This window comes from Pseudomonas sp. FW305-3-2-15-C-LB1 (genome assembly GCF_058787615.1).
This window is the reverse complement of record NZ_JBYSZX010000001.1, coordinates 255,974-271,088: the sequence shown is the minus strand read 5'-3', so window position 1 is coordinate 271,088 and position 15,115 is coordinate 255,974. Positions and strand designations below refer to the sequence as shown.

12 protein-coding genes and 1 other RNA gene are annotated in these 15,115 nt (G+C 60.1%); 6 read left to right on the top strand and 7 right to left on the bottom strand.

Going from position 1 to position 15,115, the window contains the following annotated elements; translation table 11 throughout:
- Window positions 1–305: 305 nt before the first annotated feature.
- Window positions 306–659: RNase P RNA component class A (gene rnpB, locus AC3WP7_RS01360), an RNA gene on the bottom strand.
- A 96-nt stretch (window positions 660–755) separates the two neighbouring features.
- Complete coding sequence (rsmI, locus tag AC3WP7_RS01355; RefSeq protein WP_172963312.1) at window positions 756–1,661, bottom strand: 16S rRNA (cytidine(1402)-2'-O)-methyltransferase; 906 nt, start codon at window positions 1,659–1,661, stop codon at window positions 756–758.
- A gap of 176 nt (window positions 1,662–1,837) precedes the next feature.
- Between rsmI and AC3WP7_RS01350 the strand changes: the two genes are divergently transcribed.
- The 4 genes from AC3WP7_RS01350 (at window position 1,838) to AC3WP7_RS01335 (ending at window position 5,284) form a co-directional block, all read left to right on the top strand.
- Entirely contained in the window at window positions 1,838–3,649 is a 1,812-nt protein-coding gene (locus tag AC3WP7_RS01350; RefSeq protein WP_071491180.1) for a penicillin-binding protein activator, read from the top strand.
- The gene (locus AC3WP7_RS01345) at window positions 3,649–4,020 is read left to right on the top strand and encodes a YraN family protein (protein WP_093119777.1); all 372 of its coding nucleotides are present in this window, start codon (window positions 3,649–3,651) and stop codon (window positions 4,018–4,020) included. The genes AC3WP7_RS01350 and AC3WP7_RS01345 overlap by 1 nt, the downstream gene beginning before the upstream one ends.
- A gap of 92 nt (window positions 4,021–4,112) precedes the next feature.
- On the top strand, window positions 4,113–4,706 hold the full coding sequence (locus AC3WP7_RS01340) for a phosphoheptose isomerase (RefSeq protein WP_007904374.1): 594 nt from the start codon (window positions 4,113–4,115) through the stop codon (window positions 4,704–4,706).
- Window positions 4,703–5,284, top strand: a complete 582-nt coding sequence (locus AC3WP7_RS01335; protein ID WP_012722284.1) for a BON domain-containing protein — start codon at window positions 4,703–4,705, stop codon at window positions 5,282–5,284. The genes AC3WP7_RS01340 and AC3WP7_RS01335 overlap by 4 nt, the downstream gene beginning before the upstream one ends.
- A gap of 61 nt (window positions 5,285–5,345) precedes the next feature.
- Here AC3WP7_RS01335 and AC3WP7_RS01330 read toward each other — a convergent pair whose 3' ends face one another.
- Window positions 5,346–6,119, bottom strand: coding sequence for a YiaD family glycine zipper/OmpA-like lipoprotein (locus AC3WP7_RS01330; protein ID WP_058422961.1), 774 nt, complete (start codon window positions 6,117–6,119; stop codon window positions 5,346–5,348).
- A gap of 191 nt (window positions 6,120–6,310) precedes the next feature.
- Entirely contained in the window at window positions 6,311–6,955 is a 645-nt protein-coding gene (locus tag AC3WP7_RS01325; protein ID WP_093119787.1) for an MBL fold metallo-hydrolase, read from the bottom strand.
- A gap of 137 nt (window positions 6,956–7,092) precedes the next feature.
- Here AC3WP7_RS01325 and AC3WP7_RS01320 point away from each other — a divergent pair, with 137 nt between their 5' ends.
- Window positions 7,093–7,560, top strand: a complete 468-nt coding sequence (locus AC3WP7_RS01320) for a helix-turn-helix domain-containing protein (RefSeq protein WP_102591604.1) — start codon at window positions 7,093–7,095, stop codon at window positions 7,558–7,560.
- Window positions 7,560–8,831, top strand: a complete 1,272-nt coding sequence (locus AC3WP7_RS01315; protein WP_102591605.1) for a type II toxin-antitoxin system HipA family toxin — start codon at window positions 7,560–7,562, stop codon at window positions 8,829–8,831. Before AC3WP7_RS01320 ends, AC3WP7_RS01315 begins: the two co-directional genes overlap by 1 nt.
- Here AC3WP7_RS01315 and AC3WP7_RS01310 read toward each other — a convergent pair.
- The 3 genes from AC3WP7_RS01310 to AC3WP7_RS01300 all read right to left on the bottom strand — a co-directional run bounded on the left by AC3WP7_RS01310 (window position 8,828) and on the right by AC3WP7_RS01300 (window position 15,050).
- The gene (locus AC3WP7_RS01310) at window positions 8,828–11,557 is read right to left on the bottom strand and encodes a winged helix-turn-helix domain-containing protein (RefSeq protein ID WP_102591606.1); all 2,730 of its coding nucleotides are present in this window, start codon (window positions 11,555–11,557) and stop codon (window positions 8,828–8,830) included. The two genes, AC3WP7_RS01315 and AC3WP7_RS01310, sit on opposite strands and share 4 nt — an antisense overlap.
- Before the next feature lie 240 nt (window positions 11,558–11,797).
- Window positions 11,798–13,162, bottom strand: a complete 1,365-nt coding sequence (locus AC3WP7_RS01305; RefSeq protein WP_025855569.1) for a DUF1329 domain-containing protein — start codon at window positions 13,160–13,162, stop codon at window positions 11,798–11,800.
- 28 nt (window positions 13,163–13,190) lie between these two features.
- A complete protein-coding gene (locus AC3WP7_RS01300; RefSeq protein WP_093119797.1) occupies window positions 13,191–15,050 on the bottom strand; it encodes a DUF1302 domain-containing protein in 1,860 nt (619 codons plus the stop codon).
- Window positions 15,051–15,115 lie beyond the last annotated feature (65 nt).

Genomic DNA, 15,115 nt, shown 5'->3' with positions numbered 1-15,115 from the left:
GTGCCACTTTCCGCCACTTGCGCACACTATAGGAATGCGCCCACCACACCGTCAAGGCGCGGATTCAAGGAAAAGCCTTACAGAACGGAGATTTAGGAGCGTAAAGGGAGGAGAAAACAGAGTTCGGGGATGTTTTTGGCCCAACAAGCGCAAATAGCTCAAAGAGCTATAGGCTAAAGTTAAAGTAATTTATTAAGAGTAAGATTTTTTTGGTATTACGAAGACGCATCTGCCAATGATTCGGCAGGGAGGGATTCTTGCGTTACTACCGGGTTTCTGCTCGAGATTCGGACAGAAGGAAAAAGGTGGAGAGTCGATCTATAAGCCGGGTTCTGTCTTGAACAGTCATTCGTCTACGATGGCCATCACTGGACATCTTTAGCAACCTACCCGGTCCCAGCGCGGGCCACGCCTTGGGACCCTATTTGGTCTTGCTCCAAGTGGGGTTTACCTAGCCACGAACTGTTGCCAGTCGTGCGGTGCGCTCTTACCGCACCTTTTCACCCTTACCGGCACCGAAGTGCTTAGGCGGTTATTTTCTGTGGCACTTTCCGTAGGCTCACGCCTCCCAGGCATTACCTGGCACTTCGCCCTATGGAGCCCGGACTTTCCTCCCCCCCCTAATTTTCATAGAGGGCAGCGACTGTCCAATCGACTCTCCGCCGCGCAGGTTAACGGCACGACGGACTTAGGACAAGTAATAAAAGTTCAGAATTGCCATCACGTTCAGACGGAATACCCCTTTAACCCTGGAACTATTCGCCTTTTTGTTTATCCAGCGCCGCTTGATACAAGAGGTTCTTGCGCACCCCGGTGATTTCCGCCGCCAGGGCGGCCGCACGCTTGAGAGGCATCTCCTTGAGCAGCAGGTCGAGGATGCGCATGGCCTCGCTGCCCACCGCATCTTCGTCCTCAGGCGCGGTCCAGCCTGCGACCAGCACCACACACTCGCCGCGCTGCTGATTGCTGTCACCTTCGACAAACGCACGCAACTCTTCCAGCGGCAGACCCTTGAGGGTTTCGAAGGTCTTGGTCAGCTCACGGGCCAGCAGTGCCAGGCGCGCACCGCCAAATACCAGCTCCATGTCCTGCAGGCATTCGAGGATGCGATGGGGGGCTTCATAGAAGATCAAGGTGCGCGGCTCTTCCTTTAACGCTTGCAGCCGCGCACGTCGCCCAACGGCCTTGGCCGGCAGGAAACCCTCGAAAATAAAACGGTCGGACGGCAGACCCGCCGCCGACAATGCCGCAATCAGCGCGCACGCTCCCGGAACAGGCACTACATTGATACCAGCGGCCCGCGCCTGGCGCACCAGATGGTAGCCAGGGTCGGAGATCAGGGGTGTACCCGCGTCGGAGATCAGCGCCACATCGTCGCCGGCCAGCAGCCGCACGATAAAGCGGCTGCCTTCTTCGCGCTCGTTGTGTTCGTGGCACGCGGCTAATGGCGTGCTGATACCAAAATGCTGCATCAAACGCTGGGAGTGCCGTGTGTCCTCCGCCGCGATCAATTTAACCTCGCGCAACACTTTCAGTGCCCGCGCACTGATGTCGTCCAGGTTGCCAATGGGCGTCGCCACGACAAAAAGCGAGCCTGCAGTGGAATTCAAAGGACCTGGAGCAGTCAAAACGCACACCTCGATGATTGGCAAAAGCGACATTGTAGCGCGTAGGCGCCTTGAAAATATGCCATCACCGCCGATGCCTTTTCAGCCGTTTAACGCCAGTTGCAACATTTGCACGACCTAATTCGACGGTTTCACGCCAGTAACATCGCGCCTGGGCCAGTGCTTGGGTACAATTCCACGCTAATTTGATCGGTATCAGGAACACTTACATGATCGCTTGCCTGCGGCTGCTCTCCGCCCTCTGCCTCGCTGCCTTATTGGCCGCGTGCGCCAGCTCGCCCTCGTCCAGCCTTGGCGACCTTCCACGGACCCCGGACGCCAGTATCGAGCAACTGCTCGAACAGGCCACTACCGCCAAGACGCCAGAAAAGGCCGCGTTGCTGCGCCTGAGTGCGGCAGACATGGCCTACAAGCAGAACAACCCTGGGCGTTCGTCGCAGATTCTTGCGCAAGTGCCCCTGGATGTCCTCAAGCCCGCCGCGCAAGTATTTGCCAGCACCCTGGCTGCCGAACTGGCCATGACGCGCAACCAGCCCAAGGCGGCGCTGACTGCCTTGAGCCACCCGAGCCTGCAAAACCTGAAGGACCTGCCGCCTGAACAGCAGATCCGCACCGCCAGCGTGCACGCCCGCGCTTATGAAGCCGACGGCCAGACCCTGGCTGCCGCCCGGGAACGTGTCGCCATGGCCCCACTGCTCACGGGTGATGCCGCCAACAACAACCACGAAGCCATCTGGGCCTTGATTGCCGCCGTGCCGGCCGAACAGCTGCAAGCCAGCGGCAATCCGGTGCTGGATGGTTGGATCACCCTGGCCCAGTCGGTCAAGGGCGCCGGTACGCTGGAGCAGCAACAGGCGGCCATCGACACCTGGCGCGCACAGAATCCGGGCCACCCGGCTGCCGTGCAATTGCCAACGCCGCTGACCAAGCTCAAGGAACTGGCCAGCCAGCCTCTGAACAAGATCGCCTTGCTGCTGCCACAGGACGGCCCGCTGGCCTCCGTCGGCAAAGCGCTGCGTGAAGGTTTCATGGCGGCGCACTACCAGGCCGAACAAGCCGGGCAGAAGCCGCCGGTCATCGAATTCTATGACAGCTCACGCCTGACCTCCCTCGACGACTTCTACGCCAAGGCCCAGGCCGCCGGTGTGCAATTGGTGGTCGGCCCGCTGGAGAAGCCTTTGGTCAAACAGCTCAGTGCCCGCCCGCAATTGCCGATCACCACCCTGGCGTTGAACTACAGCGAGACTGATCGCAGCCCGGCGCAACTGTTCCAGTTCGGCCTGGCCGCTGAAGACGAAGCCCGCGAAGTGTCGCGCCGCGCCCGTGCCGACGGCCTGCATCGCGCGGCTGCCATGGTTCCGCGTGGCGAATGGGGTGAGCGTGTCTACAAAGCCTTCCGCCAGGACTGGGAAGCCAATGGCGGCCAGGTCATGGGGGTTGAGTATGTCGATCAGCCCGTCGCCCTCGCCCAGCAAATTGCAGATCTGTTCCAGCTGCGCAAAAGCGAAGGCCGCGCCAAGAGCCTGCAAAGCACCGTCGGCACTGATGTCGCCGCGCAGCCGTCGCGTCGCCAGGACATCGAGTTCATCTTCCTGGCCGTGACACCGCAACTGGCCCAGCAGATCAAGCCGACCCTGAACTTCCAATATGCCGGCGACGTGCCGGTATACGCCACGTCCCACGTGTTCAGCGCCAGCGGCGACAAGAACCAGTACCTGGACATGACCAACGTGATGTTTTGCGAAACGCCCTGGTTGCTCAACACTACCGACCCACTGCGCAACCAGGTAGCCGCACAATGGCCACAAGCCAATGGCAGCCTCGGCCGCCTGTACGCGATGGGCGTCGACGCCTACCGCCTGGCGCCGCGCCTGGGGCAACTCAAGGCGCTGCCAGACACCCGTGTCGACGGCCTGTCGGGCAACCTGGGTATCAGCGCCAACCAGCGCGTTGATCGCCAGATGCCTTGGGCCAAGTTTGTCGGTGGCGAGATCCAGCGCCTGCCGGACACTCCGCGCTGATGCCCGAGCGGTCCACTGCACAAAGCGGCAAGGACGCCGAACTGCAAGCCCTGGAGTATTTGCAACAACAAGGTCTGCGCCTGCTGGCGCAGAACTGGTTATGTAAACGCGGTGAGCTTGATCTGGTCATGCTTGACGGCGATACAGTAGTATTCGTCGAAGTCCGCTACAGAAAACACGCACAATGGGGTGGCGCGCTCGCCAGTATCGACGGGCGCAAGCGTCAGAAGCTGATACTCGCGGCGCAGTTTTTCCTGCAAAAAGAGCATCGCTGGGCCGACGCCCCCTGCCGTTTCGATGTGGTTGCCATAGAAAGCACACCGTCTGGTCAGGCTGATCTGAACTGGCTCAAGAATGCCTTCGACAGCTGATTCGCCGGACATCTTCACCACACACTTTTGCTCTTTGCTTTGCGGGCTGCACATTCCTGTGCCAAACAGCCGCGCTACTTAAGGTCACACAGATGGACATGCAATCCCGAATTCGCCAGCTTTTCCAGGCCAGTATCGACACCAAGCAACAGGCGATGGACGTACTTGCACCGCACATCGAGCAAGCCAGTCAGGTCATGGTCAACGCCTTGCTCAACGAGGGCAAAATGCTTTCGTGCGGCAACGGCGGTTCGGCCGGCGATGCCCAGCATTTTTCGTCCGAGCTGCTCAACCGCTTCGAGCGTGAGCGCCCAAGCCTGCCAGCCATTGCCTTAACCACCGACTCGTCGACGATCACCTCGATTGCCAACGACTACAGCTACAACGAAATCTTCTCCAAGCAGATTCGCGCCCTGGGTCAACCGGGAGACGTGTTGCTGGCGATTTCCACCAGCGGCAACTCGGCGAATATTATTCAAGCGATCCAGGCCGCACATGATCGCGAAATGATTGTCGTAGCATTGACCGGGCGCGATGGCGGCGGCATGGCCTCACTGCTGTTGCCTGAAGACGTGGAAATTCGTGTCCCGGCCAATGTCACCGCACGTATCCAGGAAGTCCACCTGCTGGCGATCCATTGCCTGTGCGATCTGATCGACAGCCAACTGTTTGGGAGTGAAGAATGACCGTTAACCGCCTCAGCCTTTTGGCCATCACCCTGTGCCTCGCTATCAGCGGCTGCAGCACGGCCATCACCGCGACTCGTGACACCCCTATTCAGGATGACAAGGGCACCCGCACTTTCGGCAGCAAGATCGATGACTCGCTGATCGAAACCAAGGTCGAGGTCAACGTTGCCAAGGCCGCGCCAGACCTGGGCAATGGCGCTTCGCGCATCGTCGTGACCAGCTTCAACGGCGTCGTACTGCTCGCTGGCCAGACGCCACGCGCCGACCTCAAGGCCCAGGCCGAGCAAGCCGCCGCTGCCGTGCAGCGCGTGAAGAAAGTGCATAACGAATTGCAGGTGATGGACCCGATCACCCTGCTGGCCATCAGCAACGACGCCCTGCTGACCACCAAGATCAAGGCGCAGATGCTCACCGATAACGCGATCCCTGGTTCGCGCATCAAGGTCGTGACCGACAACGGTATCGTCTACCTGATGGGCCTGCTGACCCAGGCCGAAGCCACTCGCGCAGCCAACCTGGTGCAAGGTGTGTCCGGCGTGCAGAAAATCGTGAAGGTGTTCGAATACATCGATTGATGTAATCACGCAGCCACAAAAAAGGGCGCCTTTCACAGGCGCCCTTTTTATTAGCGAATGTTTACTGGTACTGCGAGTACGGGTTGCCCTGGAACTGGTTGTTCTGCTGTGGCGCCTGTTGCTGAGCACCTGGCTGGCCGTACTGCTGGCCCGGGATCGGGCCGAGGTTGACTTCCACACGACGGTTCTGGGCGCGGCCGTTGACGTCGGCGTTGCTGGCAATCGGGTTATCCGGGCCGGCACCGCGTGCGCTCAGGTTGGCACCGTTGACGCCCTGGGACGTCAGGTAGTTGGCTACGCTCTGCGCACGACGCTGGGACAGGTCCATGTTCAACTGACGGCTGCCCGTACTGTCGGTATAACCGACGATCTGGATCGTGTTCTGGTTGAACTGCTTGAGCGAGTTGGCCAGGTTGTTCAACGGCTGGTAGAAGCTGCTGGAGATCGCGTCCGAGTTGGTGGCGAAGGTGATGTTGCCCGGCATGATCAGCTTGATCTGGTCGCCCTGGCGCTGAACTTCAACCCCAGTATTAGCCATGCTCTCGCGCAGTTTCTTTTCCTGCTGATCGGCGTAGTAGCCATAACCTGCTGCGCCGGCACCTGCAACCACGGCACCGATCAGCGCGCCCTTGCCACGGTTGTTATGGTCGATGGCCGCACCCGCCAGTGCACCGGCCAGGGCACCCAAGCCGCCGTACTTGGCGGTCTTGCTCATACCGCCGGATTCATTACTCGCCTGTCCCTGGCTGCTGCCGTCATAAGGATTAGGTGATGCGCAGCCGGACAACAGGGCTACGGCGGTAGCAACAACAAGCAGACGACGCGAAGTGAACATGAAGGAAGCTCCTACTTTTGCATTCTATGGTGCAAAGGACATTGGCAATGGACCTGTGCCGAGTTTGGAACACGACAAACGGCAAAAATTCCGTCGCTACAGCAACCGTAGCAGACGCACGCTGAACACAACCTGAGTTTTTGCTGCAACGCTTGCCTCTGACAGAACAGCCCTACCCGGCAATTAATCTGTCACGCCCGTACAAAAGGGTTCTCACGCATTTCATCACCCAGTCGAGTATCCGGGCCGTGCCCGGTCACCACGGTCGCCCCCTCATCCAGCGTGTATAGCCGCTGCTTGATCGAACGCACGATGGTCGCCTGGTCGCCGCCCCACAAATCCGTACGCCCGATACCACGTCGGAACAGGGTGTCGCCAGCAATCAGCAGCTTGGCATCGGCAAACCAGAAGCTCATCGAGCCCGGCGTATGCCCCGGGGTGTGCAATGCCACGCCACACCCGCAGGCCAACTCTTCATCATGTTCCAGCCAGCGGTCTGGCGAAGGCACCGGGGTGTAGGGCACGCGAAACATCTGGCATTGCATTTCCAGATTGTCCCAAAGGAATTGATCCTCTTTGTGCAAGTACAAGGTGGCACCGGTCTTCTCCTTCAACTGGCCGGACGCCAGGAAGTGATCCAGATGGGCATGGGTATGGATGATACTGACCACCTTGAGGCCCAGGGCATCGAGCCGCGCCAGGATCAGCTCATGGTTGCCGCCCGGGTCGACCACGATGGCCTTTTTGCTGATGGGGTCGCCGATGATGGTGCAGTTGCACTGCAAGGGGCCTACGGGGAAGGTTTCGCGAATCAGCGTGGGAGCCGTGAGCGTCATGGGTGAGCCTCTGAATCGTGATCAATGCAATTAAACTATAGTTCCGAGCCCTGTATCGCCAGAATAATTGCACTTTACAAAGAAATAGAAGTGCTATTATTTTTGCACTTCGCACCAAAAAGTGCAGGAATAATAGCATGGCAAAAAAAGTCGCCCCATTGCTACCCACTACCGAGCACCTGCTTTCGGATTTCGGCGAGCGGATCAAACTTGCGCGCCTGCGCCGAAAAATCACTGCCAAGCAAGCAGCTGAGCGCGCCGGCATGTCCCAGATGACACTTCGAGCCTTGGAGCGCGGCTCTTCAGGAAGCACGATGGGTGCTTACCTGGCGATATTGCAGGTGCTGGGCCTCGAAAAAGACCTTAACGCCGTCGCAGCGGACGATGAACTGGGTCGACATCTGCAGGATTCAACACTGCTAACGGGCAAGGCATCAGCGTCGCGCAGGAATAAGCCGATGGAGACAGAGAAAGTTACAAGAAACAAAGCCACCGCCCGCAAGAAGCCACTACCGTCAAAGCCTACGCCCCCTCCCGACAAGGGCACGATCAGCAGCGACGCACTGGCCGCACTGATCCCACCACGGCAAAGGACAGACACGTAATGACCATGATTGGGGTTTATGCCGACTGGGAAGGTATCGACGGCCCCCGGCGCCTTGGTTGGCTGCACGCAAGAAAAACCCGGCTGACCGAAAAGTTCGAGTACGAAAGCGACCCTCTGGCATTGCAAGACCGGGCGCTGAACGCCGTTCGGATCGACCCGGGCATCGGCCCCTATGCAGGCGCTCAGTTCCCTGTTGAGGGGCGAAACATGTTTGGTGTCTTCAGCGACTCCTGCCCGGATCGCTGGGGGCGATTGCTGATGAAACGACGCCTGGAACGCGACATCCGCGACGGACTATACGACGCGAATACTCGGCTCGGCGAGTCGGACTATCTGCTTGGCGTACACGATCTCTTTCGCGCCGGCGCCCTACGCTACCGGCTGAACGATACCGGCAGTTTTCTCGATGATCAGGACACCATTGCCGCGCCGCCTTTTGTCGAGCTGCATACGCTGGAAAGAGCCAGTCGCGAGCTGGAAAACGACCCGGATAATCGGGCCCCAGAAGGCCGGCAATGGCTACGCATGTTGATTGCACCCGGCGGCTCCCTGGGCGGTGCACGCCCGAAAGCCAGCGTCGCCGACCACGACAACCATCTATGGATCGCCAAATTTCCCTCGACCCGCGACACCTACGATGTGGGCGGCTGGGAGCTGGTCGTCAACGCCCTGGCCAAGGCCTGTGGCCTGAAGGTCGCCTCGGCGATCGGCAAGCGCTATGCCAGCGAGTTTCATTGCTTCATGGTCAAACGTTTCGACCGGACGGCTGCAGGCGGCCGTCTGCACTTTGCATCCGCCATGACGCTCACTGGCCGAGTCGATGGTGACGACGCCAGCTCGGGCGCTAGCTACCTGGAGCTGGCTGAAGTGCTGATGCGCAGCGGCTCGAATACCGACCAGGATCTGCAAGAGCTGTGGACGCGCATCGTGTTCAATATCCTGGTTTCAAACACCGACGACCACTTGCGTAATCATGGCTTTATCCTGGAGCCAGGCAACGGATGGCGCCTTTCGGATGCGTATGACTTGAATCCCACGCCACTGGGAGATGGCCTGAAACTCAATATTACCGAATACGACAATGCGCTGGATCTGGAACTGGCGAGAGAAGTCGCCGGTTTCTTCCGTGTGAACCTCGGGAAGGCGGATGAAATCATCGCTGACTGCATCAACTCAGTCAGCCATTGGAGGACCGTGGCTCAGGCGGTTGGTCTTTCACTGCGAGAACAAGACTACATGGCTGCGGCTTTCGCAAAAGCCCAGGCCTAGCCGATCAACCTCAGCTCCTGCGCCCGTGCCACCGCCTGAGTGCGCCGCTCAACACCCAGCTTGCTGTTGATGTGGCTGGCGTGGGTCTTGACCGTGTGCAGGGAGATAAACAGCCGATTACTGATCTCCTGATTGGAACAGCCCTGAGCGATCAGTTGCAGCACCGCCAGCTCCCGTGCGCTCAAGGCTTCATGGATCGACACTGTCTCCACCACCGAGGCGACGGGCAACAGCGCCAGCAGGCTCTCGTTCAAGAGGCCATGGGGATCTCTGGCGAGTTGCTCGCGCATCCAGTCCGGGTGGTTTTCCAGCAGACGCTGGAAGGGTTGCAACGCGCCACCGGCCCCCGCCTCCAGCGCCTGTGCCAGCAGCGGACGCGCCTTGGCCTCCTGGCCGCTGTCCAACAGTAAATGCGCCTGCTGGGTCAGCGCCATGAGGGCGATCATCTGGCGCCCGCTGTTATGCGCCTGCTGCGCCAGTTCATCAAGGCGTTGCAGCGCCGCAGCGGGCTGGTGGCGCGTGGCGTCCAACGCAGCCTGTTGCAACCCGATATGCTGGGGCAGGTGCGGATGGAATTCTGGCGCGGCGGCGGCGTGTTCGCCGTTGTAGGTCTGCCCCAGGCGGGTCAGCCAGGCGTCGGCCAGGTCGGTGCGGCCCTGGGCCAACCACAGCTCGCACTTGATCAGGGTAATCATCGCCAGGTAGTAGATCGGTGGCACGTCCCAGATATGCATCAGGCGCTCCGCCTCGGCAAGCTCGGCGAACGCCGTGGCGAATTGACCCCGACGCCCTTCGAAACTGGCGATCACGCAATGACCTATCAACACGCTGATATCGCGGCAAGCCCGGGCTTCGGCGAGACCGGCGCGCAAGCGAGCGAGACCGGCTTCAGGCTGGAGGCGCACCAACAGCAAAAAACCTTCGTAGAGCGACAACCGCGCACGCACCGCGTACAAGCGCTGCGGCGCCAGGCCATGCAGGCGCTGCAAACCCTGGCGCACTTCATCCAGGGAACGCAGGATTTCGCCGCGCGCCTGCAACACCCGCGCACGGTCGTAATGGGCCAGGGCCTCGAACAACGGGTTGCCGACCCGCTGCGCCAGTTCCAGGGATTCGCGATTCAAACCACGGGCGCGCCATAGGTCGGCATCGACGATGGCCAGGTTGGAGAGCGTCGACAGGCACATCAGGCGCTGGCCGTAACGCCGTTGCGGCAGGCTTTCCAACGCTTCGCTGCAATAGCGTTGGGTCAACTCACGATCCCCCCTGCCTCGGGCGATGATCCCGCTAAGCGCCAGCCACTGGGCCAGCATCGACTTTTGCGCGGTGGCCGACGGCGCCGGCAGGAAGCGACTGAGGTAACTGGACAATTCTTCCGCCGCGTCCAACTGGCAAGCCAGGCCCAACGCCCAGCTGTACAGCACGATCAAACGTGGCGTGCTGATCAGCAGACTGTCGGGCAGGTCCATTTTCCAGCGCAGCAACATGCCCACGTTTTGCTCGGCCAGCAGTTGTTCTTCGGACAGGTTCTGTACCAGGTTGGCCGCCACATCCAGGTGGCCGGCGCGCAACGCCTGTTCCACCGCCTCATCGATCAAGCCCTGGGCGTTGAACCAGCGGCACGCACGCAGGTGCAGGCTCGCGGCCGGCAGTACATGGCTGCTGGCGCGCCGCGTGCGCAGCAGGTCGGAAAACAGATGGTGATAACGGTACCAGTGGCCCTGCTCGTCCAGCGGCACCAGAAAGACTTGGTGGGCTTGCAGGTAACGCAGGATTTCGGCGCTGTCGTGGGCTTCACGCACAGCATCACAGAGTTCGCTGCAAAAACGATCCTGCGGGGCTGTATCGTACAAAAACGCCTGTACTTCGGCCGGCAGACAGTCGATCACTTCTTCAAGCAGATAGTCGCGGATCAGCCCTTCCCCGCCATTCAGGCTTTGCGGCAAGGTGCCGTCGCTACCGGCCTCGGAGGCGGCCAGCAACCAGAAGCGCAGGCCGGCGACCCAGCCTTCGCTGCGGCGGATCAGGTTGTCGAGGGCTTCGCCGCGCAGGGAGTTGCTGTGGCGATCCAGCACCGCCAGGGATTCGTCGTGCGTCAGGCGCAGGTCCTGTTCATTCAGTTCCAGCAGGTGGCGCGATAGACGCAGCCGCGCCAGATGCCAGTCCGGACGTTGGCGACTGGTCACCATCACCACCAGACCATCGGGCAGATGATTGAGGAAAAACTGCAGGCAGCGGTCAAGCACCGGCCCCTGGGCCAGGTGATAGTCATCCAGTACCAGCAACAGCGGCGCACGGGTGGACAGGTGCACGGCCAGCTCGTCGAGCAGGCCGTCCAGCCATTCTTCAAAGGCAAAGGGTTGATGACGCTGGCGCATTTTCAGCAAGCCCAGGGACTGGGCGCCGAGTTGCGTGAAGAATTGCTGCAAACCATCGAGCAGGCGCTCGAGGAAACGACCGGGGTCGTTGTCCCGCGGACTCAGGCCCAACCACAGGCTTTGCCAATGGGCCGGCAGGCTCTGGCAGAACTCCACCGCCAACGAACTCTTGCCGAACCCGGCCGGCGCGCTGACCAGCAACAGGCGCCCGTCCAGCCCGGCGCTCAGGCGTTCGCACAAGCGCGGTCGCAGCACGTAGCCGTCAGGCAGGGGTGGCCTGTAGAAGCGACCTTCCAGGGTCGGGATTACCGCACTGGCAGGCCCTTGGATTCGGGACAGATCAGTCATCGCCGGGCTCTTGTAGAAGGCTGTGGTCGGCATTGCAGATGTCCGCAGACTAGCGGTAAAAGCGGCGGGTTTGTAGATCTTTGCTACAAATGACTGAAAAAGAACTGCGACAAAAAATGTGGGAGGAAGCTTGCCCCCGATGGCGGCGGATCAGTCAATGCACTGTTTGACTGTCACACCGCTATCGGGGGCAAGTCGAATCGTCGCACCGCCCCTCCCACATTGAGTTACGCGTGCAGCTTAGCGAACACCATCCTGGCGCAGGGCCGCCGGGGTGAAGTCGCTGGTGGTCGCAGTGAAGCCGAAGTCATACGCCTGCTTCTCTTCGTTCTTCATGCCCAGTGCCAGGTAGCGGCCGGACTGCAGATCGTAGAGGGTTTCCAGGGCGTACCACGGCACTTGCTTGTCGTAGTAGTTCTCGGCATGGGCTTCGGCGACACGCCACAGTTGGCCACGGCCGTCGTAGTGGTCAATGACCGCTGCTTGCCAGGTGTCTTCGTCGATGAAGAAGTCACGCTTGGCGTAAATGTGGCGCTGGCCTTCCTTCAAGGTCGCGACCACGTGCCAGACACGGCGCAGCTCGTAGCGAGCCAGGTCCTGGTTGATGTGGCCGGCCTTGATGATGTCGGCGTACTTGAGCTTGGGATCGTCGATCTTGTAGCTGTTGGAGGCGATGTAGATCTCTTTCTTGCCTTCCAGCTTCCAGTCGTAGCGATCCGGCGCACCGTTGTACATGTCGAGGTTGTCGGAGGTACGCAAGCCGTCGGCCGCAGTACCCGGGCCGTCATAGGACACTTGCGGCGCCCGGCGCACACGGCGCTGGCCGGCGTTGTAGACCCACGCCGAACGCGGCTCCTTCACCTGGTCCAGGGTTTCGTGCACTAGCAGCACACCACCGGCCAGACGCGCCGGCGCGGTCACTTGCTGCTTGAAGTAGAACAGCACGTTGCCCGGGTTTTTCGGGTCGAAGTCTTTCATCTTGTCGCGGAACACAAATTGGTCGCGGAAGTACACCAGGCTGTAGGAACCGTTGGTTTGCGGCGTGGCCTGGGTCACCAGGCGGGTCACGCTGCCACCGCGATAGCGGGTGATGTGGTTCCAGATCACCTCGACGCCGCTTTTGGGAATCGGAAACGGCACGGCGGTTTCAAAGTTTTCCAGGCCGTTGCCGCCGGACACCAGGTTGGTGGTGGTGGCGTTCTTCTTGATGGCCGCAAACACATCCGCCGGCACTGTGGCGCCGCGATGGGTCGGGTAGACCGGCATCTTGAAGGTTTCCGGGTAGCGCTTGAACATCGCGTACTGCCCCGGCGCCAGCTTGTCCTTGTATTGCTCGACGTTCGCTGCAGTGATGGTGAATTGCGGTTGCTCACTGGCGTACGGGTTAGCCAGGAACCCACGGGCGTCGACGGCGCCGGCGTTGGTGGGCAGTGGCGACCACTTTGGAATGGTGCCGGCAGCGTTGCCGGCCATTTCGGCGCCCATCGGGGTCAGGGTCGTGCCCAGCTTGGCAGCTTCATCCGCCGAGACTGCCGCCATGACGTTGCTCGCCAGGATCGACAGCCCAAGCACACCCACGTGCAACAGACTTTTGGTTATTTTCATGTTCTGGTCTTCCTGAAATGCAGTGTGCTTAGAAGTTGGCGCCGAAGCTCAAAGCGACAAAGTCGCGGTCATCCACCGTACTGAACTTGCCACCAAAGAAGTTGGTGTAGGCCAGGCTGGCGGTGTAGGTGTTCTGATACTCGGCATCCAGGCCCAGGCTGACCGCCTTGCGACCTTCTTCGAAGTTACCGCCAGGGCCTGGCGAGTAACCTTTGACGTCGTGGGACCACGCCACGTTTGGCTTGAGGTTGACGCCTGCGAACACGTCCGGGTATTCCCAGATGGCGCGGGCGCGGTAGCCCCAGGAGGTGGCGGTGGTGTAACCGTCGTTGTTGCAGTTGGTGTTCAAACCTGCCGCATTGGGAAGACCGGCGCCGGTGGCCGTCGAGTTGTTGAGGGCGTTGCAAAACCCACCTGGCAGACTACCTGGGCCAAACACCGGATCACGACCGTAACGGGCCTCGGACTTGCTTTCCAAGCCGCCCACATGGGTCACACCAATCTCACCGACGGTTGTCAAGCGGCTGGCGCCCATCACCTGATCGAAGAAGTGCGTGAAGGTGGTCTGGAACTGAGTCACTTCCTTGCGGTTATAGCCATGCAAATCCTGGCCAGGCGTCCCTTTCAGCACGGACGCATTGCCAAAGCCCGGAATGGGCGTGACACCGGCATACAGGATATCGGTCGTGCTCAGTTGCACAGGCGCATTCGGCCGGTAGCTCAACTCACCGCTCCAGGCCGTGCCCGTAGGTAGGGTGGTGGAGAAGCTCAGGCCGTAGAGGCGGATATCTTCCGGGTACTCGACGAAGTAGTTCGAGCTACCGGCTACGATCAGCGGACGCAGCGCAGCCAGCGGCCCCAGCGGACGGGTATAAGCGGACGACGGTGCACCTTGAGCACTGAAGATCGGTGCACGGCTGTGATAGTTCATGAAGTAAGCGCCGAACTCGGTATCCAGCGGCTCGAAGTTGTAATGCATGGCCACGCCAAATTGGCCACTGTCCCGCGCATCACGGTCGGGACCACGACGTACCAGTACACCTTCGTTATTGACGTCTACACCCAGGGCATTCAAGGTCGGTAAAGCGGCACCCGGAATGGTCGAGCGCTTGTTGAGCACTCGCAGGTTATCGCTGCAACCGTCAGATATCACGTCAGGCTGCGAGAAGAATGTACCGCAGTTATCGGTAACGGTCTGGTCCCACTCCAACTGATAGAACGCTTCCGCCGACAGGTTATCGGTCAGGGTTTGCGACACGTAGAACATGTTGACCGGAATCAAGCCTTCCTTGATCTCAGCCCCCGGACGACGGAACGCAGACACGTCGATCGGGTTGATGGAGTTGATGCCGCCGCCGATGAAGGTACTTTCACCCCAGCTCACCACCTGCTTGCCGAAGCGCACGTTGCCCGGCAAATCGGCAATGTTGTAGTTGTGGTAGATGAAGGCATCGAGGATCTGCCCGCCAGAGGACTTGGCGCCTTCTTTACGGTTGTTGTCACTGATGTCCTTGAAGGGGCGACTTTCGTCCTTTAGCTCAAAGTCATACCAGTACTTGCCTCGTACAAAAACACCGGTGTCTCCGTACTTCAGTTCCAAATCATGGATGCCCTTGAAGATCTTCGAGAAGGTCTCACCGCGCTTGAAGTTAAGGTGACCATCATCGGAAGTCTGGGACAGGCCACGACCACCGTTGTTCGCACCAATGAGATCTTTGTTGGGCTTGGCCGTCGACCAGCTCGCCCCCACGGAAAGCGACGAGTCAAAGCTCCCTTCGATTTCACCAATGTTGAAACTGACGCCGAATGCGGGCCCGGCGAGCGTAGAAGCGAGACTGACGGCCAGGGGCAGTCTTGCCCGGCGCCAGAACTGGTTTACTGAGGTCATCGACGCTACTCCATGTGCATTTTATTGTTATGGCAGTGAGTTCTTTCTGTGATGCGTGTAACGGC

Coding starts and splice junctions, on each gene's coding strand:
- AC3WP7_RS01335 (WP_012722284.1), top strand. CDS start 4,703: ATGACCGTTAACCGCCTCAGCCTTTTGGCCATCACCCTGTGCCTCGCT.
- AC3WP7_RS01330 (WP_058422961.1), bottom strand. CDS start 6,119: ATGTTCACTTCGCGTCGTCTGCTTGTTGTTGCTACCGCCGTAGCCCTG.
- AC3WP7_RS01325 (WP_093119787.1), bottom strand. CDS start 6,955: ATGACGCTCACGGCTCCCACGCTGATTCGCGAAACCTTCCCCGTAGGC.
- AC3WP7_RS01310 (WP_102591606.1), bottom strand. CDS start 11,557: ATGACTGATCTGTCCCGAATCCAAGGGCCTGCCAGTGCGGTAATCCCG.
- rsmI (WP_172963312.1), bottom strand. CDS start 1,661: ATGTCGCTTTTGCCAATCATCGAGGTGTGCGTTTTGACTGCTCCAGGT.
- AC3WP7_RS01350 (WP_071491180.1), top strand. CDS start 1,838: ATGATCGCTTGCCTGCGGCTGCTCTCCGCCCTCTGCCTCGCTGCCTTA.
- AC3WP7_RS01320 (WP_102591604.1), top strand. CDS start 7,093: ATGGCAAAAAAAGTCGCCCCATTGCTACCCACTACCGAGCACCTGCTT.
- AC3WP7_RS01300 (WP_093119797.1), bottom strand. CDS start 15,050: ATGACCTCAGTAAACCAGTTCTGGCGCCGGGCAAGACTGCCCCTGGCC.
- AC3WP7_RS01340 (WP_007904374.1), top strand. CDS start 4,113: ATGGACATGCAATCCCGAATTCGCCAGCTTTTCCAGGCCAGTATCGAC.
- AC3WP7_RS01315 (WP_102591605.1), top strand. CDS start 7,560: ATGACCATGATTGGGGTTTATGCCGACTGGGAAGGTATCGACGGCCCC.
- AC3WP7_RS01305 (WP_025855569.1), bottom strand. CDS start 13,162: ATGAAAATAACCAAAAGTCTGTTGCACGTGGGTGTGCTTGGGCTGTCG.
- AC3WP7_RS01345 (WP_093119777.1), top strand. CDS start 3,649: ATGCCCGAGCGGTCCACTGCACAAAGCGGCAAGGACGCCGAACTGCAA.